This window comes from Parabacteroides goldsteinii DSM 19448 = WAL 12034 (genome assembly GCF_000969835.1).
GTDB classification, from domain to species: domain Bacteria; phylum Bacteroidota; class Bacteroidia; order Bacteroidales; family Tannerellaceae; genus Parabacteroides; species Parabacteroides goldsteinii.
The window spans coordinates 1,745,506-1,771,601 of sequence record NZ_KQ033913.1 but is presented as its reverse complement, the minus strand read 5'-3'; the positions used below and the strand labels follow the sequence as shown (position 1 = coordinate 1,771,601).

The following is a 26,096-nucleotide window of genomic DNA, read 5'->3' as shown; positions in this document are numbered from 1 at the left end:
ATATTGATTAAGTATGAATAATTCTGTTTTAGAATCTATTAATAAGAAAATCTGTCTTGAAAATGAACTATTTAGAAGTCAGGAATTCATCTCTTTTATTGATGATGTAGTATCAGTTATTAGTAAAAGTTTCTCTAAGAAGAATAAACTATTGATTTGCGGTAATGGCGGCAGTGCCGCCGATTCCCAGCATTTTGCGGCAGAACTCGTAGGGAGGTTTATGAGAGAACGTAAGGCTTTGCCTGCGATCGCCTTGACCACGGATACATCAGTACTGACCGCAATTGGTAATGATTATGGTTTTGATAGAGTATTTGAGCGTCAAGTGGAAGCCTTATGTGTGGAAGGAGATGTTCTTTTGGTTATATCTACAAGTGGAAATTCAAAGAATCAGGTGAATGCTATACTAAAGGCAAAAGAACTTGGTGTTACAACTGTAGCATTACTGGGCAAAACCGGTGGAGAGTGTCTGAAACTTGCGGATTACAGTTATGTCGTTCCTTCTTCAGAATCGGCAAGGATCCAAGAGGTTCATTTGTTTATTGAGCATTTGATCTGTGAGTTGGTAGAAGAGGATTATGTGTCTAAAAAGTAAGGCTATTTTTTTGGATAGGGATGGTACCATCAACGAGGATTATGGCTATGTCTATAAATTGTCAGATCTAAAGTTGATAGAGGGAGTGACCAAGGAGTTAACCCGATTACAGGACAAAGGTTATTTGCTGATAATAGTGACCAATCAATCAGGGATAGGAAGAAATAAATATACCTACGAAGATGCTTTGCGTTTCAATGATGGTCTGCTAACGGTTTTGAAAAAAGAGAAGGTTTTTATCACAGATGTTTTCATGTGTCCTCATGTTCCGGAAGAAAATTGTGAATGTCGAAAACCTAAACCGGGAATGCTCCGGGGAGCGATGAAAAAATATAATATAGATCCGGGGCAATCTTATATGTTAGGTGACAAGATGTCGGATGTGGAATGTGGACAAAATGCAGGGGTAAGTTCTTTTCTTATAACACAAAAGAATGATCTTCATCATTGGGTAGATTTAATTTTAAAGGAGGATATATGAAGGAATTGTTTAGTGGCACGAATAAAATTTTTGTGTTCGGAGACGTGATACTGGATGTCTATAATTTTGGTAAGGTGGAAAGAATTTCCCCGGAAGCTCCCGTTCCTGTTGTCCATATAAGAAAAGTTCGCAAGACTTTGGGGGGAGCTGCCAATGTTGCGAATAATATGGTTAAGTTGAAAATGACTCCTGTTCTATTTGGCTGTATAGGTAGTGACATTCATGGAAAAGAACTTATAGACCTGCTTAATGCTGAAGGTGTGAACAATTATTTGAAGGAAGATAACTTCCCAACAACATCAAAAGTTCGTATTATAGCAGGTTCCCAGCAGATAGTTCGGGTCGATACGGAGGAAGCCCGAAAGTTTCCTTCATGTTCGAATGCCTTGTCTCAAATAGATGCCTTATGTGAGGATTGTAAGGTTTTGGTGATATCTGATTATGGGAAAGGAATGGTTTCGTTTGATATATCTCGTTATCTGATATCGAAAGCTAAAGATTCTGGTAAAATATTGATAGTCGATCCCAAAGGGAGTAATTGGGAAAAATATAGAGGAGCTACGGTTATCACTCCAAATTTGAAAGAATTGTCGGATGTTTATGGGGAAGAGTTAGAAAATGAGGATGAAGTAATCGAAGCTGCTGCAAAGGATATAATGGGGAGGTTTGATCTTCCTTATTTATTGGTTACGAGGTCCGAAAAAGGTATGTCATTGATCTGTACTGATTATGTTTTTCATGTAAAGTCAAAAGTTACTGAGGTGTTTGATGTTTCTGGAGCTGGCGACACGGTAGTCGCTACCTTGGCAGTGGGGTTATCCTCTGGATTGGACTGGAAGGTAGCTGTGCAGATGGCTAATCAGGCAGCGGGTATAGTTGTTGGAAAGATGGGGACGGCACCGGTACTTTATGATGAATTGATGGATAGTTTATCTTATTCCGGAAAAAGAAAAATTTATGATGCGGGAGAGATAAAACTGATATTGCAGAAGCTGAATAGACCTTTGAAAAAAATAGTTTTTACAAATGGTTGCTTTGATATAATACATAAGGGACATATCCAATATCTGAAAGAAGCGAAAAAAATGGGGGATACGTTGATTGTCGGTTTGAATAGCGACGATTCGGTACGACGCCTAAAAGGAAATTCCCGTCCTATCAAGAAAGAGGATGAGAGAGCTTTGATCTTGTCTGCTCTAGAGTTTGTGGATTATGTAGTGATTTTTAATTCGGATACACCATTGGACTTGATAAAGGTTCTTCAACCAGATATCCTAGTGAAAGGAGGTGATTATACGGTTGAAAGTGTAGTTGGGCGCGAGTATGCAAAATCTGTCCGGATTATACCTTTCGTAAATGGATATTCTACAACATCTACGGTTGATCAGTTAAGAAACGATAAAAAGTAAGACGATGTACGCTAAGAAACTTGGATTGACGAGAACGGGAATGCTTGAGGTATATATATTGATAATATTCCATGAACTATTGAATTTTTTTATTCGCTTGCTTGTCAGGCCTAAAGGGGAGAAGTTCGATTTGTTGCTGGTAAGGACTGATGGTATCGGTGATTATATCATTTGGTTGGATTCTTTGCGGGCTTATAAAGAGGCTTTCAAAGATAAAAAGGTCTTGTTGGTTTGTTCCAAGGCTACGTTGGATATAGCGAAGCTGGATCCTTTTTTTACTAAGATTGTTCCTCTTGACAGGGGGCAGTTCCTGAAAGTAACGTATTGGTATAGCTTCGTGAAAAAAATTAGGCAATATGCTTTTGATTATGCGATAGCTCCTGCTTTTTCTCGTTCTTATGTTAGTGATAGTGTAATATCGGTAATTCGTTCTAAGCGGCGGGTCGGATTTCATGGTGATTGCCTAAATATGTCTCGTTGGCAAAAGTATTATATGGAATGTTTTTATACACAGTTAATTAATACTCCGTTGGAAAGGCTACCAGAGATTGATATTAACGCTTATTTTGTGCGTACCTTATTTTCTCAGGATTTTCAGGCTCAATTACCAGCATTTCCCGTTTTACCGATCTCATGTTCTTATGTGGAAGGTAATTATTGTGTATTCTTTTTATCTACTAATAATCTCTTCCACGCATGGAGTGTGGATCGATTTGTGAAGATCGCAATGGAGTTGGTCGATAAATATAAGATTATATTATTAGGGTACGGAAAGATTGATCAGGATTTGTCTGATGCTTTTATGTGTTTATCTGGAAATAATGGACAAATAATAAATAAAGTAAATAAGACTTCTTTTCTGGAGACAGCCCAGATTGTATCTCATGCTAGTTTGGTAATCGGTAATGATACAGGAGGAATACATTTGGCTACAAGTTTGTGTGTTCCTTCTTTGGCGATCGTATCAGGTGCACATCCGGGAAGATTCCTGCCTTATCCTTCGCGTTTTTCTTCTTTATTTTATTTTCCTCATATCGTTTTTCATCAAATGGATTGCTTTGGTTGTGATTACCGATGTTCAAGACCTATGAAGCAAGTTTATGAATGTATAGATTCTGTTAATGTTGAGAGTGTCAGAAAAGAATTATTGTCATTGTTGAATTGTTTAAAATAAAAATATGGATCGTCTGAAATTATTGATAAAACCATTGGCTTGTCGGAAAAATAAAGTATATGCGGATCGGGATATGATATCTCCAGATACTGCTCCAAAGAATTTATCGGAAGAAGCTTTAAAGGCAATAAAAAGTTTAGCCGATGATATTATCGAGGCAAGGGAAAATAAAAGATCCGTGATGTTAACGTTTGGTGCTCATACGATAAAAAATGGGATGGCTCCTACTTTGATAGCGATGTTGGAACGAGGATTTTTTACGCATTATGCTACCAATGGCGCAGGGATCATACATGATTGGGAGGTCGCTTATCAAGGTCGTACGAGTGAGGATGTGCGCGCTAATGTTTGTAAGGGAGAGTTCGGAACATGGGAAGAAACAGGTTTCTATCTGAATCTGGCATTGAATGTTGGTGCTTGGCAAGGATTGGGATATGGAGAATCCGTGGGACATATGGTGTTTCATGGTGGATTGATGATCCCTGCATTGAATGAATTGGAGGCTTTTACCTTGGATAATTATCATATTGAGCCAGGACGGGTAGCAGCAGCTATGGATTTATGCGAGGTTATACGAAGGTTTAATTTACGGCCAGGATTTATGGAGATAAGGCATGAATATCCTCAATTAGGTATTCAGTCAGCCGCTTTACGGTTTGGAATTCCTTTTACCGCACATCCTATGTTCGGTCATGATATAATTTATACGCATCCGATGAATTATGGAGCTTCTGTAGGAAGAGTGGCAGAGCGTGATTTCCTAAGTTTTGCGGATAGCGTTACGAACCTTTCAGGTGGAGTTTATCTATCGGTAGGTTCTGCTGTAATGTCTCCGATGGTTTTTGAAAAATCCATGTCTATGGCTCAGAATCTGGCACTTCAAAATAGAAAGAAAATCAGCGGACATAAGATCTATGTAGTGGATTTAGCTACCTCTAATTGGGATTGGAATAAACAAGGAGAACCCCCGATGGATAATCCTGCTTATTATTTAAGATATTGTAAGACTTTCTCTCGTATGGGAGGAAATATGAATTATATAACAGCGGATAATCGTGATTTTTTATTGGCATTGTATCAACGACTAATTAATAGTAATTAAAGCATTATTTATCATATAATTTTATTTAAAATGAAAACAGCATTTGTCTGTGGCGCCGGTGGATTTATCGGTAGTCACATGGTGAAGTGCCTCAGAAAAGAGGACTATTGGGTGAAAGGTGTCGACTTGAAATATCCGGAATTTGGAGAGCCGGAAGCCGATGATTTTGTAATTGGTAATTTGCACGATATCAATGTTTATAATCTGAAAGTGGATCGTCTGTGTCTTCATTTAGATTAAAATGTAACTATAAATAGTGAAGTATAAAATAACAAACAATATTATGATAAATCGAATCGTACAGATAAATAAAAAATGGTCGGACCATTTCAGTACAAAAAAAGAATTTTTTTGTACTGAAATGGAATCTTATACTGATACTCTTAAAATGCTTATTGAAAAGAGCCTTAATTCTGCTAATTCTATTTTAGAGGTAGGTGGTATTGATAGACCTTTATGGTATAAGAATAAGGATCTGATTTATGATGGTTTAGATATTGAGTACAAAGATAAATGTGAGGAAATATATGATCATTTTATTGTTCAATCAATAGAGGAACCTGTTAATGGCAAGTACGATTTGATTATTTCCAGGACATTGTTGGAACATGTACCTGATAATAAGAAGGCGTTTAATTCTATTTATCAGGCTTTATCCGAACACGGTGAAACAATTCATTACTTACCAAGTAAATATCATATATATTCTCTCATATTAAGATTAGTAGGGAATAAAGGACAACGTTTTCTTATTAAAAAACTTCGTCCCTGGGCAGCAGATGTTACTGGCTATCCTACTTTCTTTAATTATTGCTCTCCTCGGCAAATGAGAAAATTATTAGCCGAAACAGGATTCAAATCTATTAAGATAACATGTTTTTATCATGCCAACGATTATTTTTCATTTTGTTTTCCTTTGTTTTTACTGGTAACTTTGTGGGAAAACTTATGTAAAAAATTAAATTTGGAAACCTTTTGTGCTGGGTTTGTAGTTGAAGCACATAAATAAACTTTTTCCCTTGTCTATTTGATTTATAAAATCAACATATTAAATTCAAATTCAAAAATGAAAACAGCATTAGTCTGTGGCGCCGGTGGCTTCATCGGTAGCCACATGGTGAAGCGCCTCAAAAGTGAGGGCTATTGGGTGAAAGGTGTCGACTTGAAGTATCCGGAATTCGGAGAAACAGAAGCCGATGACTTTATGATTGGCGACCTGCGCGATATCGATGTATGCTATCGTGCGGTGGATCGCAAGTTTGACGAGATCTATCAGTTTGCCGCTGATATGGGCGGAGCAGGTTTTGTTTTTACCGGTGAGAACGATGCCGATATTATGCATAACTCTGTGATGTGTAACATCAATATGATGGATGTGGCTTATAAACGGAATGCAGGACGGATCTTTTACTCTTCTTCGGCTTGTATCTACCCGGAACGTAACCAGATGGACGCTTTGCATCCGACTACATCGGAAGATTCCGCTTATCCTGCCGGACCGGATAGTGACTATGGTTGGGAGAAACTGTTCAGCGAACGTATGTACCAGGCTTACCATCGTAATAAAGGTCTGGATGTACGTATTGCCCGTTTCCATAATATTTTCGGTCCGGAAGGGACCTGGGAAGGCGGACGTGAGAAGTCTCCGGCTGCCTTCTGTCGTAAAGTGGCTGAAACACCGGATGGCGGAACGATCGAGATGTGGGGAGACGGTAATCAGACCCGTTCCTTCCTTTATATCGACGAATGCCTGGAAGGTGTGCGCCGCCTGATGAGCCAGGATGAGTTCATGGGGCCGGTGAATATCGGTTCGGACGAGATGATCAGTATCAATGGCCTGGCTGAAATGGTAATGGGCATTGCCGGAAAGAAACTGAATATTGTACATATCCCTGGTCCGCTGGGTGTAATGGGACGCAATTCGGATAACCGCCTGATCAAAGAAAAACTGGGATGGGCACCAAGCTGGCCTCTGTCTAAAGGCATGGCTTTGACCTATCAGTGGATTAACGAACAGGTTCAGAAACGTAGTAAATGAAGATAATTTGTATCTCTCAGGTCTATTGGCCGGACACGGCATCTGTGGCACAACATCTGGTTGATCTGTTGCAGGCCTTGTCCGGTCAGGGGCATGAGGTAACCATCATCACCAGCCGTCACAATTACGAACATCCGGAGATTATCTATCCTGCTCGTGAGTGCTGTGAGCGGGTTCATATTCACCGTCTGCCGAACACAGGATTCGGCAAGCAAACGAAACTTGGGCGGCTGGTTGATTTTCTTAGTTTCAATTTTCTGATTGCCTGGAAATTACTTTTCATCGGCCGCAAATCGTGCGATGTGATGATCGGTCTGACCAGTCCGCCTTTGCTTTCGTATATCGGGATAAAGATTGCGCGGATGAAAAAGATGCGTTTTGTCTATTGGACGATGGATCTGCAACCGGAACTCTCTGTAGTGGCCGGATATATGAAAGAGGGTTCTTCGATGGCACAGACGATTCAGAAGCGGGGGGATTATATTTTTCGACATGCGGACAGGATAATCGTGTTGGATAAGTATATGAAGGAGCATATTTGCCGTCGTCTTCATTCGGACAGGAAAGGGATCGATGTGATTCCGGTCTGGCCGGTGATGGAGTCGGTGTATGAAGGGAAGCGGGAGGATAACCCGTTCCGTCAGGAGAATGGTTTCGGTGACCGTATCGTGATCATGTATTCCGGTAATCATTCGGTGATGCATCCGTTGACGACTTTGTTGGAGACTGCTGTCCGGCTGAGTGATGACAAGCGTTTCCTGTTTGTTCATATCGGTGGCGGAGTACGTTTGCAGGAAGTCCGCGAATATAAGGAAGAGTATGGATTGGATAATGTCATGATCCTTCCTTACCAGCCGCGTGAACGGATTCATTTGTCGTTGGGTTCGGCCGATATCCAGGTTGTTTCGTTGGGAGAGGGTTGTGTAGGCTATACGCATCCGAATAAGGTCTATGGGGCTATGTTCATCGGCAAACCGATTCTTTATATCGGTCCGGAGAAGTCGCATATCAGTGATATCCTGAATGTCTGTAAAGGAAACATTGCTGTCTGTCATGGAGAATCGGAACTGTTGGCGGAAAGACTTTTAGCTTTTGCCGAACTTTCAGAAAGTCAAAAGAACGCAATCGGATTGTGTAACAAAACTTTTGCCGAACAGCATTTTCATCCTGATGTATTATTAGATCAGATGATACGGTCGGTAGAGTCGGTAGAGGATTTATGATATCTTGATTTTTTTCTTCTCTTTCTTTTTTTGATATTCAATTATTTCTTTGTTCCTTTGCAGTAATCAAAACAAATAAGAATATGAATAATCCATTCGAAAAATTAATTAAGATGTCTCCAGAGGAACTGCTGAGTGCAACAAAAAAGATGTTGGAGGATAAGGAAGCATGGAAAGAATGCGTCCAAAAGAAAGAATCTTTTTCAACTCTGGAGAATAGAGGTATGAAATTGATGAAAGTTAAATAAGCCGTTAAAAATCAAACCATAAACCTTAATTGTAATGTATCCTATAATTAATCTTGATGACATTAATTTGTCCGCACCTTATTTTGTATATGCTTCATCTGATAATAAAAGTATAAAATTCACAACGGATAATACGTTGCATTATACTGTATCGTTTATTGAAGATTACAATTTTCCTGGTGCATATCAGTTTTTCTTATATGAAGATGATAAAAGAAAATCCTCATATGATGAAAAAATCAGTTTAACGATATTATCTATTCTAAGATCTTTTTTTACAGATAAGAATAATGTGTTGCTTTTTATTTGTGATGCACAAGATGACCGGCAGTGTGGAAGGAATCTGTTGTTTTCTAAATGGTATCATATATATGGGAGTAAAGCATATCATAAAGAAGATTTAGTAATAAATGTAGGTGGAACTTGTTCCTATTATGCATCATTTATTTGTAGGAAAGATCATCCTTCGTTAAAAATCATGCAAGAAACATTTATCGATTTTCAGAAAAAAAAATTCAAAATAAAAACGTTTTGCTTCAGATTAACTAATACACAAAAAGTCTGTTACCCCTCCATATCAGAGAAGATAACAGACTTTAAACGATCAAACATCCGTCTCTTCATCTTTCCATTCCTCTTCCGGATAATACTGGTCGATGATAACGAAAAACAGATGATATTTACATAAGATATGACGTATCCAGCGTTCGCTCACCAATAGCATCTCACTGATCCGGGAGATATCCCGGTCGGTAATGCCGGAGACATCCATGCTTTCGGCATGTTTTCGGTAAGCCTTCAACAGACAGTCATAGATGGCATATCCGGTCGCTTTGTTGCGGTGGATCATGCGTTGGTAATTTTCTCTGTAACTCATGCGGTAAATAATTTGTACAGACCACCGATCAGTCCCGCAGCCATCAGGCTGTAACCGGCAATGTCTATGGGTTCGACACGTTGTTTGGTTCCCCAGTCGCCCTGGTTGAGAGCGAGAGTATCGCTCCGATAGTTGTCAGCGTCACTTCTGTCTGCTCCATCAGCAGAGACAGTAGGGTGATCGCCATCAGGAAGAGGACGAGGATAGGGATGGGGACAAGGGCAGTCACCGGTTGCCGACTTTTGCCTGCGGGGAAAGATGATCCGGGCAAGGCTGGTGAGGAAGGCAAGGATTGTTTCAAGGGTTTTCATTTTGTATATATTAATATTTAGAAATAATAGAGCTATCTATGGTGTCTTTTAAACGAGGTTTGCCTCGTGCCGCAGGCTCTCTTTTGCCGTTGGTTTCAACCAACGGTTTTAAATACAGGAGGCAAAGCCTCTTCCTCTGTGGGATTTATCCCCTTTCATAATATGATACCAGATAAAGGGGTTGAAACCCACAGAGGAATCCGGTAAAACCGGAAGATTTATCTATCCGTCAGTTGAAACTGACGGCAAAAGAGAGCCTATGGCATGGGGCTTGCCCCATTAAAGAGACACTAATAGTTCTTTTCTGATAAAAGGTGAACTCAGCAAACAGTATATCTTTCGATCGTCCGGCAGATCGACACCAGCATCCTCTGGTAGGCTGCACGGTTGTCACCGTTCACTTCACTGATGTATTTGCTGTAAGCAATCTCTTTGGCATAGGCCGAAGGATGGGAACTGAGTGAGGCAGCTACCGGATAAGCGGTGTGGATCAGACGGGCGAAGTCCATAAAACTGTCTTCCGCTGATTCGTAGGTGCGGAACCATAAGGAGGTATGGCCGCTGTTTTCAGAAAGATCGGTCTTTGTGCCTTTCCAGAAAGCGTTTGGACGTCCGTAGGCGGTGATGCCGAAGAAGTTATGATGCTCCTTAGCCAGCGTACTTTCTCCCCAGCCGGTTTCGATGGCCGATTGGGCAAGGATGACGATCGGATTGATTCCGAAACATTCCCCCGCCTTTTGAGCGGGGAAAAGATACTGTTTGATGTATTCCTGTTTTACCATAATAAAGAATAATTATTTTACTCGATTTCCGGACGGTCACTGCCACCGCCGCCTTCTTCCGGCTTGCTTTCCGTACCGGGGATATTGTATTTTTCGAAACTGGCATTACGGATCGTGTCCGTCAGCATTGTACCCGGATAGAAAACTATATGTGCCCGGTGGAACAGAGAGGTATTGAAATCCTTTTCCGTAGAAGATCCTTTGCTGCCGGCAACCATCCGGAAGCTGCCGAAATCGCCCAGATGGATCGATTCTCCGTCGGCCAGCGATTCATTCATGACGGACAAGAGTCCATCAAGTACCAGCAGGATATCACCGCGGCTGGCAGTGCTGTATTTGCTGATACGGCTGCAAATACGGTTCAGGTCGACCTTCTTGGTGATGCTGGTCTGTGCATAGTAAAGTTCGGCCCCTTCGGCCGCATCCTTACTCATGTCTCTTCTTTTGACAAGTCTGAATTTTAATGGCATAATCTGGTAATTAAAAATTGATAATTGAAAATTGTTGGTTATCGATAACATTACAAAGGTAATTGCTGCGGAAAAGTGCCTGCCGGATAGAAGCAGATAGCAGTAGTTGGGAGCGAATAAAGATGGTTATTATTTATCATCAAAGAAGCTGATAATTACTATTAAAAGATAGGTGTTTTAACGGCAAAACATATATGGTTTGCGATCGAAACATATATGTTTTGAAGAAAGAATAAAAAGACAATTTCACAACTTAATAACCCTGATTACAACTTAAATTTATAAACAAATGGGACAGCAAGTAAATAAGTTGAAAATAAATCAGATAAAAACAAAATTGATGGAAGTTTTAAAAAAACATTCGGGCAATAACCGGTGAACACCTGTCGCTCGATCCTTTGACGGAATGGCTGGATAAACAGCCGGATAAAAACCGGTACGTGATGTTGTTCACCTGGTTCTTAGGAGAACCGGTCATAAAGGCGCTGAAAACATGGAATACTTTGGGAGAGCGTTTCCTGAAAGAGAACCGGATCGGTATCCTGCATGATTGCGGTTTCGATACGGGACGTTTGCCGATGGAACGCATTCGGGTGAAATCTCCGGATTTGTTCCTCGCTTACATCGCGGCCATGGCCCGTTGTGGAATGTTGGATTGTTCGTTGGAAGAACTGGCCGATTACATCGACTTGATTTTTGAAACGGGATACGAAGTCGTTACGATTTACAATCATTTAAAGGCGGCTCAGAATACCTTTTGGGAGATCGACCAGGAAGTCGAAAGGAGTAAAAAGAAGGAGAGAAAACAACAACGTAGTAAATAGAATTTATAACTCACTGTAATCTTGTTATTTAAGTTGTGAAACTGGCATCAAAACAGTTCTCAAAAGTCGGAAAAGAATGGTTTACTTTGCATCAGAACGTTAGGGTATTATTTCATTTGCGAAAAAAATGATGGAAATTACGATTTATAAATTCTAGATAAGAAAGATAGTTCTAACTATATTAAAAGAGAGGCATCCGGATACGTATAGAGTCTACATACGGTAGTGCTTCGGGATAATGACTATCAAGTTTTAGCGCAAATAGTAATCTCATAACGGGGCAAATATCAATTTTCTTTAAATGTGATTATTATGAGCGTAAAACAAACGAAAGAAAACCCGGAGGTATTGTGGATGGGAAAGTCTTTTATGAAGATGCCTCGAAAAGTGTTGGCGCTGTCGGTCAGTGCCAGTAAGAAAGAACGTCACCTAGCCCGTATCTACATGGCATTGGCAACGATGAGTTATTTCAAACCCGGATTTATGAAACTGGGACGTATCCAATACGTTTGCCATGTAGGGGAATATTTTTGTACTTATCAGTTCCTGGCTGATCGTACTGATATCAGTGCCGGTTCGGTGGGGTATTATCTGAGAAAGTTGGCTCGTGAACGATTGATCGAATATGGTCCTGTGGCGGGAGGCACAAAAATCAAGATTTGTAATTATAATTATTTTTCGGGACAGATAACGGAAAGTACGGACGACAGCGGCAATGATACTTCTGCCGCTCAGGCAATGGCCGCTGCCGAACAGGCGATGGGAGGTCGTAGCAAACAATTTCAGCCAAAAGGAAAGGGAGGCGAAGCATGAAAGAAGGTGTTGACGAACAGAAAGATCTGACATTGTCGGAGGTGGAGAATACGTTGGTGTGCTGCCTGCTGACCAGTGTGGATGCTCCGGGCCTGGTGTCGACATTGCTGCATAAGGAAATGTTTTCGGATGCAGCGCTGGGTTTTGTTTTCCAGGCGGTAATGAATTTGTATGAACAGGGTGTGCAACCGGATATGGTGTCGGTCGAAACGGAGATGCGGCGGATGGATGAAGCTCGCTGGAAGGAGCTGAACGGATTGTCGTTCCTGCTGACGGCGATGCTGAATGTGCGCCATGGCGGAAATGTGCAGCATTATGCTCAGGAGATAAAGCGCCAGTATATGTTACGTTGCCTGGCACAGTTGTTTGTCCTGCTGAATATTAAGAGCAGTTGTTTTGATGCTGATCCGGAGGCCGTTATTTCGGAAGCGGAAGATTCGCTGCTGAAACTGCGGGGGGAAGTGGCCGGTAGTGAACCGATACGTCCGGTGGGTGTCCTGGCTGCCGAAGCGGTTGCCTGGCACCGGGAGCGGTTGGATGGTTCGTACGACCGGAATCGCATACGGAGCGGGTTGGCTGAGTTCGATTATGTCACCGGTGGTTTTCATAAAGGGGAACTTTCTGTCTTGGCGGGTCATTCGAGCGATGGCAAGACTGCTGTCGCCCTGCATATCGCTGTCCAGGCGGCCCGTGCCGGAAAACATGTCTGCCTTTTCAGTCTGGAGATGTCGAACCTGCAAATGCTGAACCGCATCCTGGCGGGTGTGACGGATGTCGATCCGGACCATCTGCGTATCTCGGGATTGACGGTCCGCGAACTGGAGGTGCTCGAAAAGGCCGGAAAGTTGTTGGAGCATCTGCCGTTGTATATTGATTACAAGGCGTGTAACACCCTGTCGGATATCCGTTCGAAGGTCATGCTGAAAAGCAAGAAGGGGGAATGTGATTTCGTGATCCTCGACTACCTGCATCTGCTGAGCAGTATCCGTCAGAAAAACGAAACGCAGGAACAGGTAGTGGGGCGTAACATAACGGCCCTAAAGCAGTTGGCTTTGGATACCGACTGCCCGGTGCTTGTCGTTTCGCAGGTGAACCGTGCCAGCGACCAGCGTGTCGACAAGGCGCATATCCCGGTGATGAGCGACCTGCGTGATTCGGGAACCATCGAACAGGTAGCTGATTGTGTATTTTTTGTCTATCGCCCGGAGCGTTACGGGATCGTCAAGGACGAGCGTACAGAGGAAGACCTTAAAGGGGTAGGTAAACTCTATATCGTTAAAAACCGAAACGGTGCGACCGGCATTGCCCGTTTCCGTTATAATGCTTCGTACACTAAAATAACGGATTATTAATACCCGGAACGAAATGGCACAATATAATATCGATCAGATAAAACGGTCGGTCCGCCTGGAAGAGGTGGCCGGACATTACGTCAAACTGTCACGTCGGGGGAAGTTGTTTATCGGACTTTGTCCGTTCCATGCTGACCATCATCCGTCGTTGACCGTCGATCCGCAAAAGCAGACTTTCACCTGTTATGCCTGTGGCGAACATGGGGATGTGATTGCTTTTGTACAGAAAGCGGAGAAATGTAGTTTTGCGGAAGCGGTGGAGAAGTTGTCGCCGGTGACATCGTTGCCAATGACACACCCCCTGCCCCCTCTCGAGAGGGGAAAAGTTACTCCCGGCGCTATAAACGAAAAAACGGAATGTCCGATGGTATCTCCTTCCCCTCTTGAGAGGGGGCAGGGGGTGTGTTATCTTACCATCCAAAAGAACAATCAATTTCTCCAGGCCCTCTTGCCTTATGCTTGCGGTGATTCGGACTTGACGCCTGCTTATCTGGATTTTGAGGTGGGTGTTTCGCCGGGTATGGTGCCGAAAGAATGGTATAAGATGCGGAACCGTGTCATTTTCCCGCTCCGTGATGAGATGGGAGGGTTGATAGGTTTTGCCGCGCGGAAACAACCGGACGGGGATTCGGATGAACCGAAATATAGAAACACGTCGGTGGAAGAGGGGTATCGGAAAAGTGAGAACCTGTATGCCTTGAATCTGGCGAAAGAGGCGATCCGGCAGGATGGTTTTGCATTTGTGGTGGAGGGGTATAAGGATGCCATAGCCATGCATGCGGCGGGTTTCAGGAATACAGTAGCTTTGTGTGGGACGGCTATGTGTGACGGACATGTCGCGTTGCTGAAAAAATATACTTCGCAGGTGACTGTCTTGCTGGACGGGGATCGGGCGGGTGAGAAGGGTTCGACTGAAGCTGTAGCGATTCTTCGCCGGGAAGGTCTCTGGGCTGTCAAGGGACAATTGCCTGCGGGTGAAGATCCGGATTCGCTCTTTCGCCTTTGGGGAAAGGAGGCTTTTGTCTCTTTTATCCGCGGGTTACGGAAACAATTGCTGTCATCGGAAGAGGTCGCCTTATTCAACCGGATAAGCAGACAGGTGCAACTACTGCTGCAAAAGCATAATGCCGGGGAACGAAAAGTTTTGCTCAGTGATTTGACGAAGATGTTTGCTTATCGGACAGGTTTGTCGCTTCGTGACGGCCATCCGGCTACATTAGATTGGAGGTGGCTATGAAAGAGGATCAGAAAAATAAGAAGCCGGATAGGGACGAAGAGGAGGAGAAATGGAAGAACCGTAGTTTCGGTTGGCTTGAACTGGGTATCTTGTACAGTCCGATGATAACACCGGCGGCAGCTTCCCGCCGTTTGAAAGCCTGGGTATTGGCAAACAAAATTCTGGTCACTCTTCTGAAAGCCGCCGGTTGGAATCGCAAGCAACGTGTCATGACACCGAAACAGGTGGAATGTATAGTAGAAATATTGGGAAGACCTTAATATCGATAACGTGATGAGGGGGACTGATTCAATATTTATCAGAATTGAACTATTTGTGCCTCTTTAATGGGGCTTTGTCCCATGCCGCAGGCTCTTTTTTGCCGTCAGTTTCAACTGACGGATAGATAATCTTTCCGGTTTTACCGGATTCCTCTGTGGGTTTCAACCCCTTTTCCAAGTATTATGAAAGGGGATAAATCCCACAAAGGAAGAGGCTTTGCCTCCTGTATTTAAAACCGTCAGTTGAAACTGACGGCAAAAGAAAGCCTACGGCACAAGGTGAGCCTTGTTTAAAAGACACTGTAGATAGCTCAATATTTTCTAAAATCGAAACAAATGGAATTAATATCAAAATTACTTCTTTGGGGAGGTATTTTAGTGCTTCCCCTGAACTCTTATGCTCAGTTTATCAAAGAATTGAGTTATCGGGCGGAAACCGGCGTGAGCTTCAGCGGAGGGGAACATACTCCTTTCTGGCTGACGGCAAACAAGCAGGGATTGTCATCTATTGAAAAGAATAACGGTTATCTGCGTGCCGGGGTCTTCCGGGAGTTGGAAAACGATAAACGCTTCTCGTATGCTTTCGGGGCGGATTTGGCTGTCGCTTATCATTTTACTTCGACTTTTGTGGTGCAACAGTTGTATGCGGATTTGAAATACCGTTGTCTGGGATTGAGCATCGGAAGCAAGGAGCGCTATAGTGAGTTCAATAATCCGTTCCTTAGTAGTGGCGGCTTGACATTTTCGGGAAATGCCCGTCCGGTTCCGCAGGTTCGTATCGGTATTCCAGAATATACGCTTGTTCCGGGGACAAAAGGTTGGTTGGCTTTCAAAGGACATATCGCTTATGGTATGTTTACGGATGATGGCTGGCAAAAAGATTTTATTAAGCCGGGAGGAAAGCATACGGAGCATGTGCTTTATCATTCCAAAGATTTGTATGTGAAGGTCGGTAACCGGGAGAAGTTTCCTTTGATCTTTGAAGGAGGTCTTGAGATGGCTGCTCAATTTGGGGGGAATGCGTTTAGAGGAAGTGAAAAGATTGATATGCCAAACGGGATAAAGGATTTCTTTAAAGTGTTTATTCCAAGCGGAGGGAGCAGTGACACTCCGCTTGGGGAACAGACGAATATTTATGGAAACCATTTAGGAGGTTGGAATTTTTCTTTGACCTGGTATGCTCCTAAAGATTGGACAATTCGTCCTTATTACGAACATTATTTTGAAGATCATTCGCAGATGTTCGGAGAATATGGCTGGAAAGACTGTCTGGCAGGAGTGGAAATAACGTTTCCCAAAAATCCTGTCGTTAGCAGTTTCGTTTACGAATATATCTCAACAAAAGACCAGTCCGGTCCTGTTTATTGGGATCATACATCGGAGATACCTGAACAAGTGAGTGGTACAGATAATTATTATAATCATGGTATTTATACCGGTTGGCAGCATTGGGGAATGGGAATCGGGAATCCGCTAGTCATGTCTCCAATTTATAATGATGATGGAGAAATAGTCTTTAAAAGCAATCGCTTGCAGGGACATCATTTCGGGATCATGGGGACTCCTTGTACCGACCTGCAATACCGAATCCTTTTATCGTTTACCCGTAACTGGGGAACTTATAGCTTACCTTTTTATGAGATCAAAAAGAATGGAAATGCGTTGGTAGAATTAACTTATACGCCCCATCAGTTAAAAGGCTGGGACTTTACAGGATCGCTAGGTGTTGACAGAGGTGGAATGTTGGGTAAAAGTGTTGGTGGCATGTTAACAATCAGAAAAACGGGATGGATATGATGACTTTAATAAATACGAAGAAAAGATATATAGTAGCGGTTTTGCTAGTTCTAATAGTCAGTTCCTGCGGAAAAATGCCGATTAACGGAGACCTGGATGGTCGCTGGCAGATCATGAAAATAGAATATGCATCAGGAGAGGAAGAGATGCCGGAGCGGGCTTACTACAGTGTTGCTTTGCATACAATCAATCTGATGAAGGTTGATGTAACCAGTCAGACCGGCAATATGGAGTATACCGGAGATTCCTTGTTTGTAGTCATGCCAATCAGCAAAGTTGAAGATTTATTGCCATTCGGGATGAACGGAACGGAGCAACGTTTCGGCGTCAAAGAATTAACATCAAAGCATCTAGTATTACAATCGGATTATGCCCGATTGGAGTTCAGGAAGTTTTGAAAACAACAAAACAAATAACAATATGAATAACGTAATCAGAAATGTATTATTGGGGGGATTACTGTGTCTGTCGGTTCCGCTAGCGGCACAGGTACCCCAGGATTTGATTGACAAGGCGAAAGCCGCGGGTATGACGGATGAACAGATCCGTCAGGAGATGAATAAACGAATGGGACAGTCCGGAGCGGAACAGACCGTACGTACGGCATCGGATGCTGTGGTAACAGACCGTACAGTCATGGTTCCGGATGGAAAGGGGATACCTCCTTTGGATGTTCAGCGGGAAGCCAATCGTCCGGCGGGAGATTTAAGCGGAACCGTGTTTGGCCGTGAAATATTCTCGAACAAGAACCTGTCCTTTGAACCGGATCTGAATGTACCGACTCCCAAAGGATATGTTTTATCCGCCGGAGACGAATTGCTGATCAATGTCTGGGGAGATTCGGAATTGAACCTGAAACTGAAAGTTTCTCCTGAAGGAACGATTCTTATCCCTAACCTGGGTCCGGTATCTGTGAGCGGACTGACTATTGAAACAGCTGAAAATCGTATCCGTCAGGAACTGGGGCGGATCATGTCTACTTTGTCCGGAAATACAGAGTCTGGAAGTACGGACGGGGCTAATACGTTCGTATCCGTTAGTCTGAGCCAGATACGCAGCATCAAAGTCAATATTGTAGGTGAAGTCGTTGCTCCGGGAACATATACGCTTCCTTCGTTTGCCTCCTTGTTTAATGCGTTGTATGCAGCAGGCGGAGTGAATGAGATCGGTTCGCTTCGCGGAATAAAGGTTTACCGTAACAGTAAGGAAGTGGCTAAACTGGATGTATATGATTATCTCCTGAACGGCAAATACAATACGAATATCCGTCTGGAAGAAAATGATATGGTGATCGTTTCTCCCTACGACCAGCTGGCGGTTGTAAGAGGGAAGGTAAAACGTAACCGCATTTTCGAAATGAAGAAAGGGGAAACTTTACAACAACTGTTGAACATGGCCGGAGACTTTACCGGGGATGCTTACAGGAAAGATGTCCGTGTCAAGCGAAAAGCCGGAAGCCGTTATCAGATAGCTACTGTTACAGAAGATAAATATCCTACTTTTGCGATGATGGACGGTGATTCTTTGTTGGTGGATTCTGTGATCCCCTTCTACGAAAACCGTCTGACAGTGACAGGAGCAGTCTGGCGTCCGGGAGAATATGAGTTGAACGGGGCGGTACATACAGTCCGTCAGCTGGTTGATCAGGCAGCCGGTTTGAAAGGAGATGAGTTTACCGGTCGTGCCCAGATTACCCGTTTGAATCCGGATTTTACAACGACTGTCATAGCCGTAGATATCCGTGGAATCCTCAGTGGCACATCTCCGGATATAGAACTTAAACCGGAAGACCAACTGAACATTCCATCCCTGTTTGACCTTCGCGAACCTTATACGATCAAAATAAGCGGGGCGGTGAATTACATTGATACGGTTCTTCCTTACCGGAACAACTTAACCGTTGAAGATGCCATTATGATGGCGGGCGGATTAAAAGAATCGGCGGCAACGGTCAATGTGGAAGTAGCCCGAAGGATTAAGGATACAAAGACTTACGAGAATACCAACCGTACAGCAGAAGTATTCAATTTTGCATTGAACGATAATTTAGGTTTGATCTCTACGGATGGAAAGAAAAGCGATATGGTCTTTACATTAGAACCGTTTGATGAAGTGTATGTGCGTTTCTCACCGGGTTATCAGGAACAACAGGTGGTAAAGGTAAATGGTGAAATCACTTTCTCCGGCGATTATGTTCTGGCAGAAAAGAATTCCCGTTTGAGTGATATCATCGCCAAAGCCGGAGGGATAACTCCTGATGCCTATGTCAAAGGGGCCAGCCTGAAACGCCAGTTGACAGAAGATGAAATGCGCCGCCTGGAAACTCTGCTGCAACTGAGTGCAAATAAGCAAAGCCGTGACTCGGTAGCTTTGTCACTGGAAAACATCAAAGACTATTCAGTGGGTATCGATTTGGAAAAGGCTTTGACAAATCCGGGAAGTGCCCACGATGTGGTGCTACGTGACGGGGATGAACTTTATATTCCACAATTCCAGAGTACAGTGAAGATAAGTGGAGCTGTAACTTATCCGAACAGTGTGACGTATACAAATGGAATGTCTGTAAAAAGTTGTTTGTCGCAAGCCGGTGGTTATAACGATATTGCCCGTAAATATCCGATCGTAATTTATATGAATGGTAAAGTGGCAACGACCAGAAAGCGTTTTATCTTCTTCAAGCACTATCCGAAGGTAGAGCCCGGCAGTGAAATCGTTGTTCCCGCCAAAACGCAGCAAGATCGCAAAACAAGTTTGGCAGAAATCTTGAGCATAACCAGTTCGACCACATCGATGGCTGCAATGATAACCTCTATCATCAACACACTGAAATAATTATCAATTTTCAATCTTTAATTATCAATTAACAAGGTGGATATGATTCAAATGAACGCTCCTGATATGGATACAAACGAGCAGGAGATAGATTTAATAGAGTTGGCTAAACGGCTATGGGGGGAACGCAAGTTCTTGTTCAAATGCTGTGGAGTCGCGATAGTTGTAGGATTGGTGGTTGCTTTTAGTATACCGAAGGAATATAGTACGACAGTAAAGCTGGCACCTGAAACGTCTGATCCGTCCAAAAAGATGGGAAACTTGGGAGGATTAGCAGCCATGGCAGGGATTAACCTGAACAGTACTTCGGGAGCGGATGCCATCTCTCCGGACCTGTATCCGGATGTAGTCAGCAGTATTCCTTTTTTACTGGAGTTATTCCCCGTACAGGTGAAAAATGAGAAAGGTGATTATTCTGCATCCTTATATGATTATATGAATGAGGATCAGAAAAGGGCGTGGTGGAGTTATGTGGTACAGGCTCCCTTTAAGCTGTTGGGTGTTGTGAAAGATTTGTTCTCAAAAGAAGAACCGGTAAGTAGTGGAGAATTGACTTCTTTCAGGTTAACAAAGGAACAGGCAGATGTCATAAATGCGTTACAGGAACGCATCTCCGCTTCTGTGGATAAAAAGACATCGGTAATCACTGTTTCCGTTCAGATGCAAGACCCATTGATCTCTGCGAATATTACTCAAATTGTTTTGGAAAAACTTCAGGGATACATCACAAATTACCGAACCCAGAAGGTAAAGCAAGACCTTGAATTCACAGAGAAAGTATTTAGTGAAGCCAGGGAGTCCTACTATAAAGCCCAACGTGCTTATGCTGCCTTTGAAGATGCCAACAAGAATATCATCTCAGCCAGTTACCGTACGGAACAGGAACGTTTAAAGAATGAAATGACATTGACCTTTAATGTTTACAATACATTGGCCCAGAAGCTGGAACAGGATAAACTCCGGGTACAGGAACAGACACCGGTATATACAATAATACAACCTGCCACAGTTCCTTTAAAAGCCGCTTCTCCCAAGAAACCGCTGATTCTGATCGGATTTGTATTCCTTGCCATTTTCGGCGGAGTCGGTTATCTGTTTATCAAAGACCTTTTCAATCCCAAAGAGGAAACTGAAGTTTTAGAGGTTGAATAATTAGTTGGGGGATTTGTATAGAGTTCAGTTTTTATCAGATTTGAACTATCCTGTCCCCGTGCTTGACACGGGGCCGCAAGAGAACTGGCGGTATCAAAAGATATTATAGGATACGGTCTGTGCCTTTGCGATCCCGTGTCAAGCACGGGAACGGGATAGCTCAATTATTCCTAGTATTGACATATTTTCTGAATGTCACTCTGCGATCTTTATCATTCTTATCATTATTTTGTTACTGAAGAATCCGGCTGTCTGCTGGTAGGCTTCAGGGAGGATTCCGTTACTTTCATTGTGAAAGAGGTATGGAATAAGGAACCTGTCGGTTTGCCGGAAGTGGACAGGCTGTATACTGAAATGCAGCGTATCGGGGAAATGTGCAGCTGCAACCAGTTCCGGATCCTGGCTCACGGAGGTTATCTGCCGGAGGCACTTTCCTTTGAACTGCATGGACTGACTGTTTCGGATGATAGCTATCTGAAAAGCTTGGAAACGGGAAAGCATATTGAACTGTTTTCACATAATGAAGCGGCTTACCGGGCTATCGAGGAAGGATTCAAAACAAACAGGATCGGAGCGGTTGTACAGGCGACCGGAACAGGAAAGTCTTACCTGATTGCCCGCTATATCGTCAATCATTCAGAAGATGATATTTTAGTTATTGCTCCCAACGTTACGATCATTGCCGAGATCAAAAAAGCAATCGGCAGGACAATGCCACATGTCGCCTACCGGACTTTCCAGGCATTAGTCCTGAATCGCGGTACAGTCGGTGAACTCAAAGCGGATCATATCATTATTGATGAGTTCCATCATTTCGGAGCGGAGGTATGGGGAAAGGCTGTACAGGAAGTAATAGATAACAATCCGGAGGCCCGTGTACTGGGAATGTCGGCAACCCCGATACGTCCCGAAGAGATGCTCGATACGGTAGAGGTTTATTTCAAGGGAAACCTGTTCCATGAATTGTCTTTGTCTATGGCCTGGTATTATAAGATACTGCCTGTTCCTGTTCTGGTGCAGAGCGTGTTCGATCTGAATAACCAGCTGGATAAGGTACAGCGTATGCTGAACAGGAGCGACTGTACATCTGAAAGGCGTAAGCGTATTCAGGACAAAATAGACTTTGCCCGACTGGATTTTCGCGGCTCGTTGAGTGCATCGGAACTGATCCGGCGTTATCTTCCGAAAGAAGTAAAGAAAATGCTTGTCTTCTGTAAAGACAAGGAAGATCTTCAGCATATGATTCCCGAAGTATCGAACTGGCTCGGGCAGGCAGGCTTTGAGACGGAAACATTCGAGATCCATAACGGGCTGAGTAACCGGGAGAATGAAAAGACGTTGCGTCGTTTCCGTAGGGAAACGGGAAAACTGCATGTTCTTTTCTCTATAAATATGCTGATCGAAGGATTGCATGTGGAAGGAGTAGATGCCGCCATGTTCCTGCGACGTACAGAATCGTATGTGGTTGCCTTGCAACAGTTGGGCCGTTGCCTGAAAGCCGGTTCGGACCGTCATCCGGTGGTACTAGACTTCGTCAATAACCTTTCGGGTCGTTCTGTTTATGAGGCTATGTCAAGGGAATTGGTTTATCATCCGGCAATCCGTGCCCCAAAGAGCTTTAAAGGCTTTATGGAATTTGAAGTCACGGGATTCCTGTCTGATATCCGTGCCCGTGTGGATGATATGCTGGCGGAGTTGGATGCATGGCCGGTCATGTATGAACGTTTGATCGAATATAAGGAACGTGAAGGGCGCTGGCCGCAGGCAGCCGAAGGGAAGCTGGGAAACTGGTGCAACACCCAGCGGATTGCCCGGAAGAAAGGAACGTTATCGGAAGATTATATCTCGCAGCTGGACCGGATCGGTTTTGAATGGGAGGTACAGGACAGCCGCTGGATGAACTGCTTTGAAGAACTGAAAGCATTTATGGCTGTAGAACACCGTTGTCCCAAACGCGGCGAAAACAAACTGAATACCTGGTGCAATACCCAACGCCAAGCACGAAAGAAAGGTCTCCTTTCCAATGAAAGAATCCGGTTGCTCGATTCGATCGGCTTCTGGTGGGAACAGGATCTGGATTCGCTTTGGACGGAGAACTGGCAGCAGGTACTTGCCTACTACAAAAAACACAAACGTTGGCCCAAAAGCAATGAAGGTAAAGCCGGCAGCTGGTGTAACACCCAGCGCAAAAACCGGAAACAAGGTTTACTTTCGGCTGAACGCATCGCCCGGATGGAAGCCGAAGGTTTTATCTGGACTATCGATGATGTCTGGATGGAAAACTATGAAAAACTACAGCAATTCTTCTCTGAAAACAACCGCTGGCCAACCGCCCGTGAGAACAAGCTGGGCAGTTGGTGTTTCGTACAGCGCAGAGCCTTGAAAAAAGGCGAACTCTCCTCTGATCGTAGGAGTCTGCTGGATAAGATTTCTTTCCCCTGGAGTTTGAGGTAAATTTCCAATAATACTTTCCTATTAGTCAATGGCGACATCCTGCCATTCCCCTTTCACCAATTCACGGGTAGATTTAAACCCGATCTCTTTCAGCAATTTGAATGCCTTTTCCCGTCCGTCGTTTACCAGGTCAGGATAATGGCAGTCGGAATTAACCATCACGGGGATGTTCATCTCTTTCAGTAATCCGAGGTACTCTTTCCGGGGAAATAGCTGTTGCTTCTTTTCCAGATTTTTGGTGTTTATTTCAACCATCAATCCTTTTTCGACTATCAGGTCGAGGGTTGCTCTGAACGGTTCCTGATACCAGGCTGCGTCAAAAGAGAAACCTTCGCATTTGTGCCCGTTCATATATATTTTATCCATATGGCCGACAATATCGATACCGCCGGCTTCTATCATTTTTAGTGTCGAATCATAATAACGGGTTACCAACTTGCGGATATCTCCTTCAAAATAACGTTCTACCGATGCTTTATAATCAGCGAAGGAACCGTCGATACAGACCATATTCTCTTCACTCAGATGTTCCGAGATAGGAAGGAAATGGATGGAGCCGATGCGGTAGTTCAACGGAAGTTCCTGGAAATAAGGGACGGATGGGTTGTAGGTTTCATCCAGATAATCAATTTCCAGGGCTGTATATATTTCTAACCGGTCGCTGTATTTCTTTTTCAGCCGGTCTATTTCAGCCAGGTATTCGGGCATGTCGTTTTTCGACATGTTCCAGAAGGTCTCGAAGGGCAGGGGGGAGTGTGATGAAAATCCATACGCCCGGAAGCCATGGGATATAGCGAACTTTACAAAGTCTTCAGGCGTACTGCGCCCATCACAGAATGTACAATGACTGTGATAATTACTAAGTTGCATAAATATTCTATTGTCGATTGTTTTAGGAATACAAAGATAGAAAATCTTTCTGAACATATTGACCGGGACTGTTGTTTAATAGTTGAGAGATTGTTAAACAGGTGATAATTTATAAGAGATATGAACAGACGAGAAAGATTGGAACTGGAGGTTTCGAATATCCAGTCGAAGATAGATAATGCTCCGAAAGATATTCCTTCCCATATTTTAGATTCGTGGAGGAAAGATATAGTCAGTCTGGAGTTTGAGTTGAACAACCTTGTCGATAGCGAGGAAGATAATAATTACTGATAGGTATATTTATAGGTTAATAGATTGTTTTAGGAAGAAAAGAAGCGGAACATCCCGATGTTGCCGCTTCTTTTTTTCAATCTTTTATTTGATGACATTCAGCTCTTTACCAACTTTGATAAATGCTGCAATGGCTTTATCCAGATGTTCTTTTTCGTGGCCGGCAGACAACTGAACGCGGATACGGGCCTGGTCTTTCGGAACTACCGGATAGTAGAATCCTGTTACATAAATACCTTCTTCCTGCATTTTTGCAGCAAAGTCCTGAGACAATTTGGCATCATACAACATTACGGCGCAGATAGCAGACTGTGTCGGTTTGATATCGAAACCGGCAGCCAGCATCTTATCGCGGAAGTAAGAAACGTTGTTCATCAGCTTAGTATGCAGTGCGTCGCTTTCTTTCAGAATCTTGAACATTTCCAGACTGGCTCCAACGATAGCCGGTGCTACTGAGTTAGAGAACAGATAAGGACGTGAACGCTGGCGGAGCATGTCGATAATTTCTTTTTTACCTGTAGTAAAACCACCCATAGCGCCACCGAATGCTTTACCTAATGTACCTGTGAAAATATCTATTTTTCCATATACATTATATTGTTCTGCCACACCGCGACCTGTCGGACCGGCTACACCGGCTGAGTGAGATTCGTCGACCATGACCAGTGCATCGTATTTTTCTGCCAGTTCGCAGATCTTGTCCATCGGAGCAACGTTACCGTCCATAGAGAAGACACCGTCTGTGGCGATGATGCGATGACGCTGTGCCTGAGCTTCCTGCAAGCAACGTTCCAGGTCAGCCATATCGGCGTTGGCGTAGCGATAACGTTTTGCTTTACACAAACGTACACCGTCAATGATGGAGGCGTGGTTCAACGCATCGGAGATGATGGCATCTTCTTCGCCGAACAACGGCTCGAACAAACCACCGTTTGCATCGAAACAGGCGGCATACAGAATCGTATCTTCTGTTTTGAAATAATCGGAAATAGCGGCTTCCAATTCTTTGTGCAAATCCTGTGTTCCGCAGATGAAACGAACGGATGACATACCGTATCCGTGGGAATCCATGGCATCTTTAGCTGCTTTAATCAGACGCTGGTTGTCTGACAGACCAAGGTAATTGTTGGCACAGAAGTTTAAAACATTACTTCCGGCATTTACTTTAATGTCGGCTCTTTGTGGCGTAGTGATAATACGCTCGTTTTTGTACAATCCGGCTGCTTTAATGTTAGCCAGTTCCTGTGTAAGGAAATCTTTCAGTTTACCGTACATAACTTTGTTTTTTGTTAGTATTTTTGAATCAAGTAGACTATTTAGTTAACAATTGATAGTTGAAAAGTAACAGTTAGTTCGTTTTTGTTACAAAGGACTGTCAACAGTTAATAGTCAACTCTCAACTGGTGAAGCAAAGGTCATATTTTTTTTTGAATATTAGCATGAAAAAACACAAGAAAATCGTGCGGGAACAATTTTATTCTCTATACCTTTGCCGCAGAAAAAA

Annotated in this window: 28 protein-coding genes; 22 read left to right on the top strand and 6 right to left on the bottom strand. The window is 43.3% G+C overall.

Annotated elements, in window-relative coordinates; genetic code table 11:
* Positions 1-13: 13 nt before the first annotated feature.
* From HMPREF1535_RS20250 to HMPREF1535_RS26335, 11 genes are all read left to right on the top strand, one after another.
* Entirely contained in the window at positions 14-595 is a 582-nt protein-coding gene (locus HMPREF1535_RS20250; RefSeq protein ID WP_082150471.1) for a D-sedoheptulose 7-phosphate isomerase, read from the top strand.
* The gene (locus HMPREF1535_RS20245) at positions 579-1,076 is read left to right on the top strand and encodes a D-glycero-alpha-D-manno-heptose-1,7-bisphosphate 7-phosphatase (protein WP_046147299.1); all 498 of its coding nucleotides are present in this window, start codon (positions 579-581) and stop codon (positions 1,074-1,076) included. The genes HMPREF1535_RS20250 and HMPREF1535_RS20245 overlap by 17 nt, the downstream gene beginning before the upstream one ends.
* Positions 1,073-2,485, top strand: coding sequence for a D-glycero-beta-D-manno-heptose 1-phosphate adenylyltransferase (gene rfaE2 / locus HMPREF1535_RS20240; RefSeq protein ID WP_046147298.1), 1,413 nt, complete (start codon positions 1,073-1,075; stop codon positions 2,483-2,485). Before HMPREF1535_RS20245 ends, rfaE2 begins: the two co-directional genes overlap by 4 nt.
* A 4-nt stretch (positions 2,486-2,489) precedes the next feature.
* On the top strand, positions 2,490-3,659 hold the full coding sequence (locus HMPREF1535_RS20235; RefSeq protein WP_046147297.1) for a glycosyltransferase family 9 protein: 1,170 nt from the start codon (positions 2,490-2,492) through the stop codon (positions 3,657-3,659).
* Between the two features lie 4 nt (positions 3,660-3,663).
* A complete protein-coding gene (locus HMPREF1535_RS20230) occupies positions 3,664-4,761 on the top strand; it encodes a GSU2086 family protein (RefSeq protein ID WP_046147296.1) in 1,098 nt (365 codons plus the stop codon).
* Between the two features lie 30 nt (positions 4,762-4,791).
* Complete coding sequence (locus HMPREF1535_RS20225) at positions 4,792-5,001, top strand: NAD-dependent epimerase/dehydratase family protein (RefSeq protein WP_046147295.1); 210 nt, start codon at positions 4,792-4,794, stop codon at positions 4,999-5,001.
* Between the two features lie 43 nt (positions 5,002-5,044).
* Positions 5,045-5,770, top strand: a complete 726-nt coding sequence (locus HMPREF1535_RS20220) for a methyltransferase domain-containing protein (protein ID WP_046147294.1) — start codon at positions 5,045-5,047, stop codon at positions 5,768-5,770.
* A 57-nt stretch (positions 5,771-5,827) separates the two neighbouring features.
* Positions 5,828-6,799, top strand: a complete 972-nt coding sequence (locus tag HMPREF1535_RS20215) for an NAD-dependent epimerase/dehydratase family protein (RefSeq protein ID WP_046147646.1) — start codon at positions 5,828-5,830, stop codon at positions 6,797-6,799.
* A complete protein-coding gene (locus HMPREF1535_RS20210; protein WP_046147293.1) occupies positions 6,796-8,022 on the top strand; it encodes a glycosyltransferase family 4 protein in 1,227 nt (408 codons plus the stop codon). The genes HMPREF1535_RS20215 and HMPREF1535_RS20210 overlap by 4 nt, the downstream gene beginning before the upstream one ends.
* Before the next feature lie 83 nt (positions 8,023-8,105).
* Positions 8,106-8,270, top strand: a complete 165-nt coding sequence (locus tag HMPREF1535_RS26025) for a hypothetical protein (RefSeq protein WP_007656094.1) — start codon at positions 8,106-8,108, stop codon at positions 8,268-8,270.
* Positions 8,271-8,304: 34 nt separating this feature from the next.
* Positions 8,305-8,958, top strand: a complete 654-nt coding sequence (locus HMPREF1535_RS26335) for a DUF6169 family protein (protein WP_235438407.1) — start codon at positions 8,305-8,307, stop codon at positions 8,956-8,958.
* On the opposite strand, the gene HMPREF1535_RS20205 is transcribed toward HMPREF1535_RS26335, so the two are convergent.
* The 4 genes from HMPREF1535_RS20205 to HMPREF1535_RS20190 form a co-directional block, all read right to left on the bottom strand.
* Positions 8,875-9,147: a hypothetical protein gene (locus tag HMPREF1535_RS20205; RefSeq protein WP_046147292.1), complete on the bottom strand. Its 273-nt coding sequence runs from the start codon at positions 9,145-9,147 to the stop codon at positions 8,875-8,877. The two genes, HMPREF1535_RS26335 and HMPREF1535_RS20205, sit on opposite strands and share 84 nt — an antisense overlap.
* Positions 9,144-9,458, bottom strand: a complete 315-nt coding sequence (locus HMPREF1535_RS20200; RefSeq protein ID WP_046147291.1) for a hypothetical protein — start codon at positions 9,456-9,458, stop codon at positions 9,144-9,146. The genes HMPREF1535_RS20205 and HMPREF1535_RS20200 overlap by 4 nt, the downstream gene beginning before the upstream one ends.
* A gap of 320 nt (positions 9,459-9,778) precedes the next feature.
* The gene (locus HMPREF1535_RS20195) at positions 9,779-10,240 is read right to left on the bottom strand and encodes a glucosaminidase domain-containing protein (protein WP_046147290.1); all 462 of its coding nucleotides are present in this window, start codon (positions 10,238-10,240) and stop codon (positions 9,779-9,781) included.
* 17 nt (positions 10,241-10,257) lie between these two features.
* Complete coding sequence (locus tag HMPREF1535_RS20190) at positions 10,258-10,710, bottom strand: HU family DNA-binding protein (protein WP_046147289.1); 453 nt, start codon at positions 10,708-10,710, stop codon at positions 10,258-10,260.
* Between the two features lie 443 nt (positions 10,711-11,153).
* Between HMPREF1535_RS20190 and HMPREF1535_RS20185 the strand changes: the two genes are divergently transcribed.
* The 10 genes from HMPREF1535_RS20185 to HMPREF1535_RS20140 all read left to right on the top strand — a co-directional run bounded on the left by HMPREF1535_RS20185 (position 11,154) and on the right by HMPREF1535_RS20140 (position 23,431).
* Complete coding sequence (locus tag HMPREF1535_RS20185; RefSeq protein ID WP_148499122.1) at positions 11,154-11,534, top strand: hypothetical protein; 381 nt, start codon at positions 11,154-11,156, stop codon at positions 11,532-11,534.
* A 312-nt stretch (positions 11,535-11,846) separates the two neighbouring features.
* Complete coding sequence (locus HMPREF1535_RS20180) at positions 11,847-12,347, top strand: hypothetical protein (RefSeq protein ID WP_046147287.1); 501 nt, start codon at positions 11,847-11,849, stop codon at positions 12,345-12,347.
* Entirely contained in the window at positions 12,344-13,699 is a 1,356-nt protein-coding gene (locus tag HMPREF1535_RS20175; RefSeq protein WP_046147286.1) for a replicative DNA helicase, read from the top strand. Before HMPREF1535_RS20180 ends, HMPREF1535_RS20175 begins: the two co-directional genes overlap by 4 nt.
* A 13-nt stretch (positions 13,700-13,712) precedes the next feature.
* Positions 13,713-14,936, top strand: a complete 1,224-nt coding sequence (locus HMPREF1535_RS20170; protein WP_046147285.1) for a CHC2 zinc finger domain-containing protein — start codon at positions 13,713-13,715, stop codon at positions 14,934-14,936.
* Positions 14,933-15,196, top strand: a complete 264-nt coding sequence (locus tag HMPREF1535_RS20165; protein ID WP_010802861.1) for a DUF4248 domain-containing protein — start codon at positions 14,933-14,935, stop codon at positions 15,194-15,196. Before HMPREF1535_RS20170 ends, HMPREF1535_RS20165 begins: the two co-directional genes overlap by 4 nt.
* 336 nt (positions 15,197-15,532) lie before the next feature.
* Complete coding sequence (locus tag HMPREF1535_RS20160; RefSeq protein WP_046147284.1) at positions 15,533-16,993, top strand: capsule assembly Wzi family protein; 1,461 nt, start codon at positions 15,533-15,535, stop codon at positions 16,991-16,993.
* On the top strand, positions 16,990-17,391 hold the full coding sequence (locus tag HMPREF1535_RS20155; protein ID WP_046147645.1) for a lipocalin-like domain-containing protein: 402 nt from the start codon (positions 16,990-16,992) through the stop codon (positions 17,389-17,391). Before HMPREF1535_RS20160 ends, HMPREF1535_RS20155 begins: the two co-directional genes overlap by 4 nt.
* A 22-nt stretch (positions 17,392-17,413) precedes the next feature.
* The gene (locus HMPREF1535_RS20150; RefSeq protein ID WP_046147644.1) at positions 17,414-19,825 is read left to right on the top strand and encodes an SLBB domain-containing protein; all 2,412 of its coding nucleotides are present in this window, start codon (positions 17,414-17,416) and stop codon (positions 19,823-19,825) included.
* A gap of 42 nt (positions 19,826-19,867) precedes the next feature.
* Positions 19,868-20,977 (top strand): Wzz/FepE/Etk N-terminal domain-containing protein, encoded by a 1,110-nt coding sequence (locus HMPREF1535_RS20145; RefSeq protein ID WP_082207565.1) that lies wholly within the window; start codon positions 19,868-19,870, stop codon positions 20,975-20,977.
* A 192-nt stretch (positions 20,978-21,169) separates the two neighbouring features.
* Positions 21,170-23,431: a Helicase associated domain protein gene (locus HMPREF1535_RS20140; RefSeq protein WP_046147283.1), complete on the top strand. Its 2,262-nt coding sequence runs from the start codon at positions 21,170-21,172 to the stop codon at positions 23,429-23,431.
* Between the two features lie 21 nt (positions 23,432-23,452).
* On the opposite strand, the gene HMPREF1535_RS20135 is transcribed toward HMPREF1535_RS20140, so the two are convergent.
* Positions 23,453-24,301 carry a histidinol-phosphatase gene (locus HMPREF1535_RS20135; protein ID WP_046147282.1) on the bottom strand — a complete coding sequence of 283 codons (849 nt, stop codon included), beginning with the start codon at positions 24,299-24,301 and terminating at the stop codon, positions 23,453-23,455.
* A 120-nt stretch (positions 24,302-24,421) separates the two neighbouring features.
* Between HMPREF1535_RS20135 and HMPREF1535_RS26020 the strand changes: the two genes are divergently transcribed.
* Complete coding sequence (locus tag HMPREF1535_RS26020) at positions 24,422-24,592, top strand: hypothetical protein (protein WP_007656129.1); 171 nt, start codon at positions 24,422-24,424, stop codon at positions 24,590-24,592.
* A gap of 84 nt (positions 24,593-24,676) precedes the next feature.
* Here the strand turns inward: HMPREF1535_RS26020 and kbl are convergent, their stop codons facing one another.
* Positions 24,677-25,867 carry a glycine C-acetyltransferase gene (gene kbl, locus HMPREF1535_RS20130; RefSeq protein ID WP_010802868.1) on the bottom strand — a complete coding sequence of 397 codons (1,191 nt, stop codon included), beginning with the start codon at positions 25,865-25,867 and terminating at the stop codon, positions 24,677-24,679.
* Between the last annotated feature and the right edge of the window lie 229 nt (positions 25,868-26,096).

Coding starts and splice junctions, on each gene's coding strand:
- HMPREF1535_RS20250 (WP_082150471.1), top strand. CDS start 14: ATGAATAATTCTGTTTTAGAATCTATTAATAAGAAAATCTGTCTTGAA.
- HMPREF1535_RS20245 (WP_046147299.1), top strand. CDS start 579: ATGTGTCTAAAAAGTAAGGCTATTTTTTTGGATAGGGATGGTACCATC.
- rfaE2 (WP_046147298.1), top strand. CDS start 1,073: ATGAAGGAATTGTTTAGTGGCACGAATAAAATTTTTGTGTTCGGAGAC.
- HMPREF1535_RS20235 (WP_046147297.1), top strand. CDS start 2,490: ATGTACGCTAAGAAACTTGGATTGACGAGAACGGGAATGCTTGAGGTA.
- HMPREF1535_RS20230 (WP_046147296.1), top strand. CDS start 3,664: ATGGATCGTCTGAAATTATTGATAAAACCATTGGCTTGTCGGAAAAAT.
- HMPREF1535_RS20225 (WP_046147295.1), top strand. CDS start 4,792: ATGAAAACAGCATTTGTCTGTGGCGCCGGTGGATTTATCGGTAGTCAC.
- HMPREF1535_RS20220 (WP_046147294.1), top strand. CDS start 5,045: ATGATAAATCGAATCGTACAGATAAATAAAAAATGGTCGGACCATTTC.
- HMPREF1535_RS20215 (WP_046147646.1), top strand. CDS start 5,828: ATGAAAACAGCATTAGTCTGTGGCGCCGGTGGCTTCATCGGTAGCCAC.
- HMPREF1535_RS20210 (WP_046147293.1), top strand. CDS start 6,796: ATGAAGATAATTTGTATCTCTCAGGTCTATTGGCCGGACACGGCATCT.
- HMPREF1535_RS26025 (WP_007656094.1), top strand. CDS start 8,106: ATGAATAATCCATTCGAAAAATTAATTAAGATGTCTCCAGAGGAACTG.
- HMPREF1535_RS26335 (WP_235438407.1), top strand. CDS start 8,305: ATGTATCCTATAATTAATCTTGATGACATTAATTTGTCCGCACCTTAT.
- HMPREF1535_RS20205 (WP_046147292.1), bottom strand. CDS start 9,147: ATGAGTTACAGAGAAAATTACCAACGCATGATCCACCGCAACAAAGCG.
- HMPREF1535_RS20200 (WP_046147291.1), bottom strand. CDS start 9,458: ATGAAAACCCTTGAAACAATCCTTGCCTTCCTCACCAGCCTTGCCCGG.
- HMPREF1535_RS20195 (WP_046147290.1), bottom strand. CDS start 10,240: ATGGTAAAACAGGAATACATCAAACAGTATCTTTTCCCCGCTCAAAAG.
- HMPREF1535_RS20190 (WP_046147289.1), bottom strand. CDS start 10,710: ATGCCATTAAAATTCAGACTTGTCAAAAGAAGAGACATGAGTAAGGAT.
- HMPREF1535_RS20185 (WP_148499122.1), top strand. CDS start 11,154: ATGTTGTTCACCTGGTTCTTAGGAGAACCGGTCATAAAGGCGCTGAAA.
- HMPREF1535_RS20180 (WP_046147287.1), top strand. CDS start 11,847: ATGAGCGTAAAACAAACGAAAGAAAACCCGGAGGTATTGTGGATGGGA.
- HMPREF1535_RS20175 (WP_046147286.1), top strand. CDS start 12,344: ATGAAAGAAGGTGTTGACGAACAGAAAGATCTGACATTGTCGGAGGTG.
- HMPREF1535_RS20170 (WP_046147285.1), top strand. CDS start 13,713: ATGGCACAATATAATATCGATCAGATAAAACGGTCGGTCCGCCTGGAA.
- HMPREF1535_RS20165 (WP_010802861.1), top strand. CDS start 14,933: ATGAAAGAGGATCAGAAAAATAAGAAGCCGGATAGGGACGAAGAGGAG.
- HMPREF1535_RS20160 (WP_046147284.1), top strand. CDS start 15,533: ATGGAATTAATATCAAAATTACTTCTTTGGGGAGGTATTTTAGTGCTT.
- HMPREF1535_RS20155 (WP_046147645.1), top strand. CDS start 16,990: ATGATGACTTTAATAAATACGAAGAAAAGATATATAGTAGCGGTTTTG.
- HMPREF1535_RS20150 (WP_046147644.1), top strand. CDS start 17,414: ATGAATAACGTAATCAGAAATGTATTATTGGGGGGATTACTGTGTCTG.
- HMPREF1535_RS20145 (WP_082207565.1), top strand. CDS start 19,868: ATGATTCAAATGAACGCTCCTGATATGGATACAAACGAGCAGGAGATA.
- HMPREF1535_RS20140 (WP_046147283.1), top strand. CDS start 21,170: ATGTCACTCTGCGATCTTTATCATTCTTATCATTATTTTGTTACTGAA.
- HMPREF1535_RS20135 (WP_046147282.1), bottom strand. CDS start 24,301: ATGCAACTTAGTAATTATCACAGTCATTGTACATTCTGTGATGGGCGC.
- HMPREF1535_RS26020 (WP_007656129.1), top strand. CDS start 24,422: ATGAACAGACGAGAAAGATTGGAACTGGAGGTTTCGAATATCCAGTCG.
- kbl (WP_010802868.1), bottom strand. CDS start 25,867: ATGTACGGTAAACTGAAAGATTTCCTTACACAGGAACTGGCTAACATT.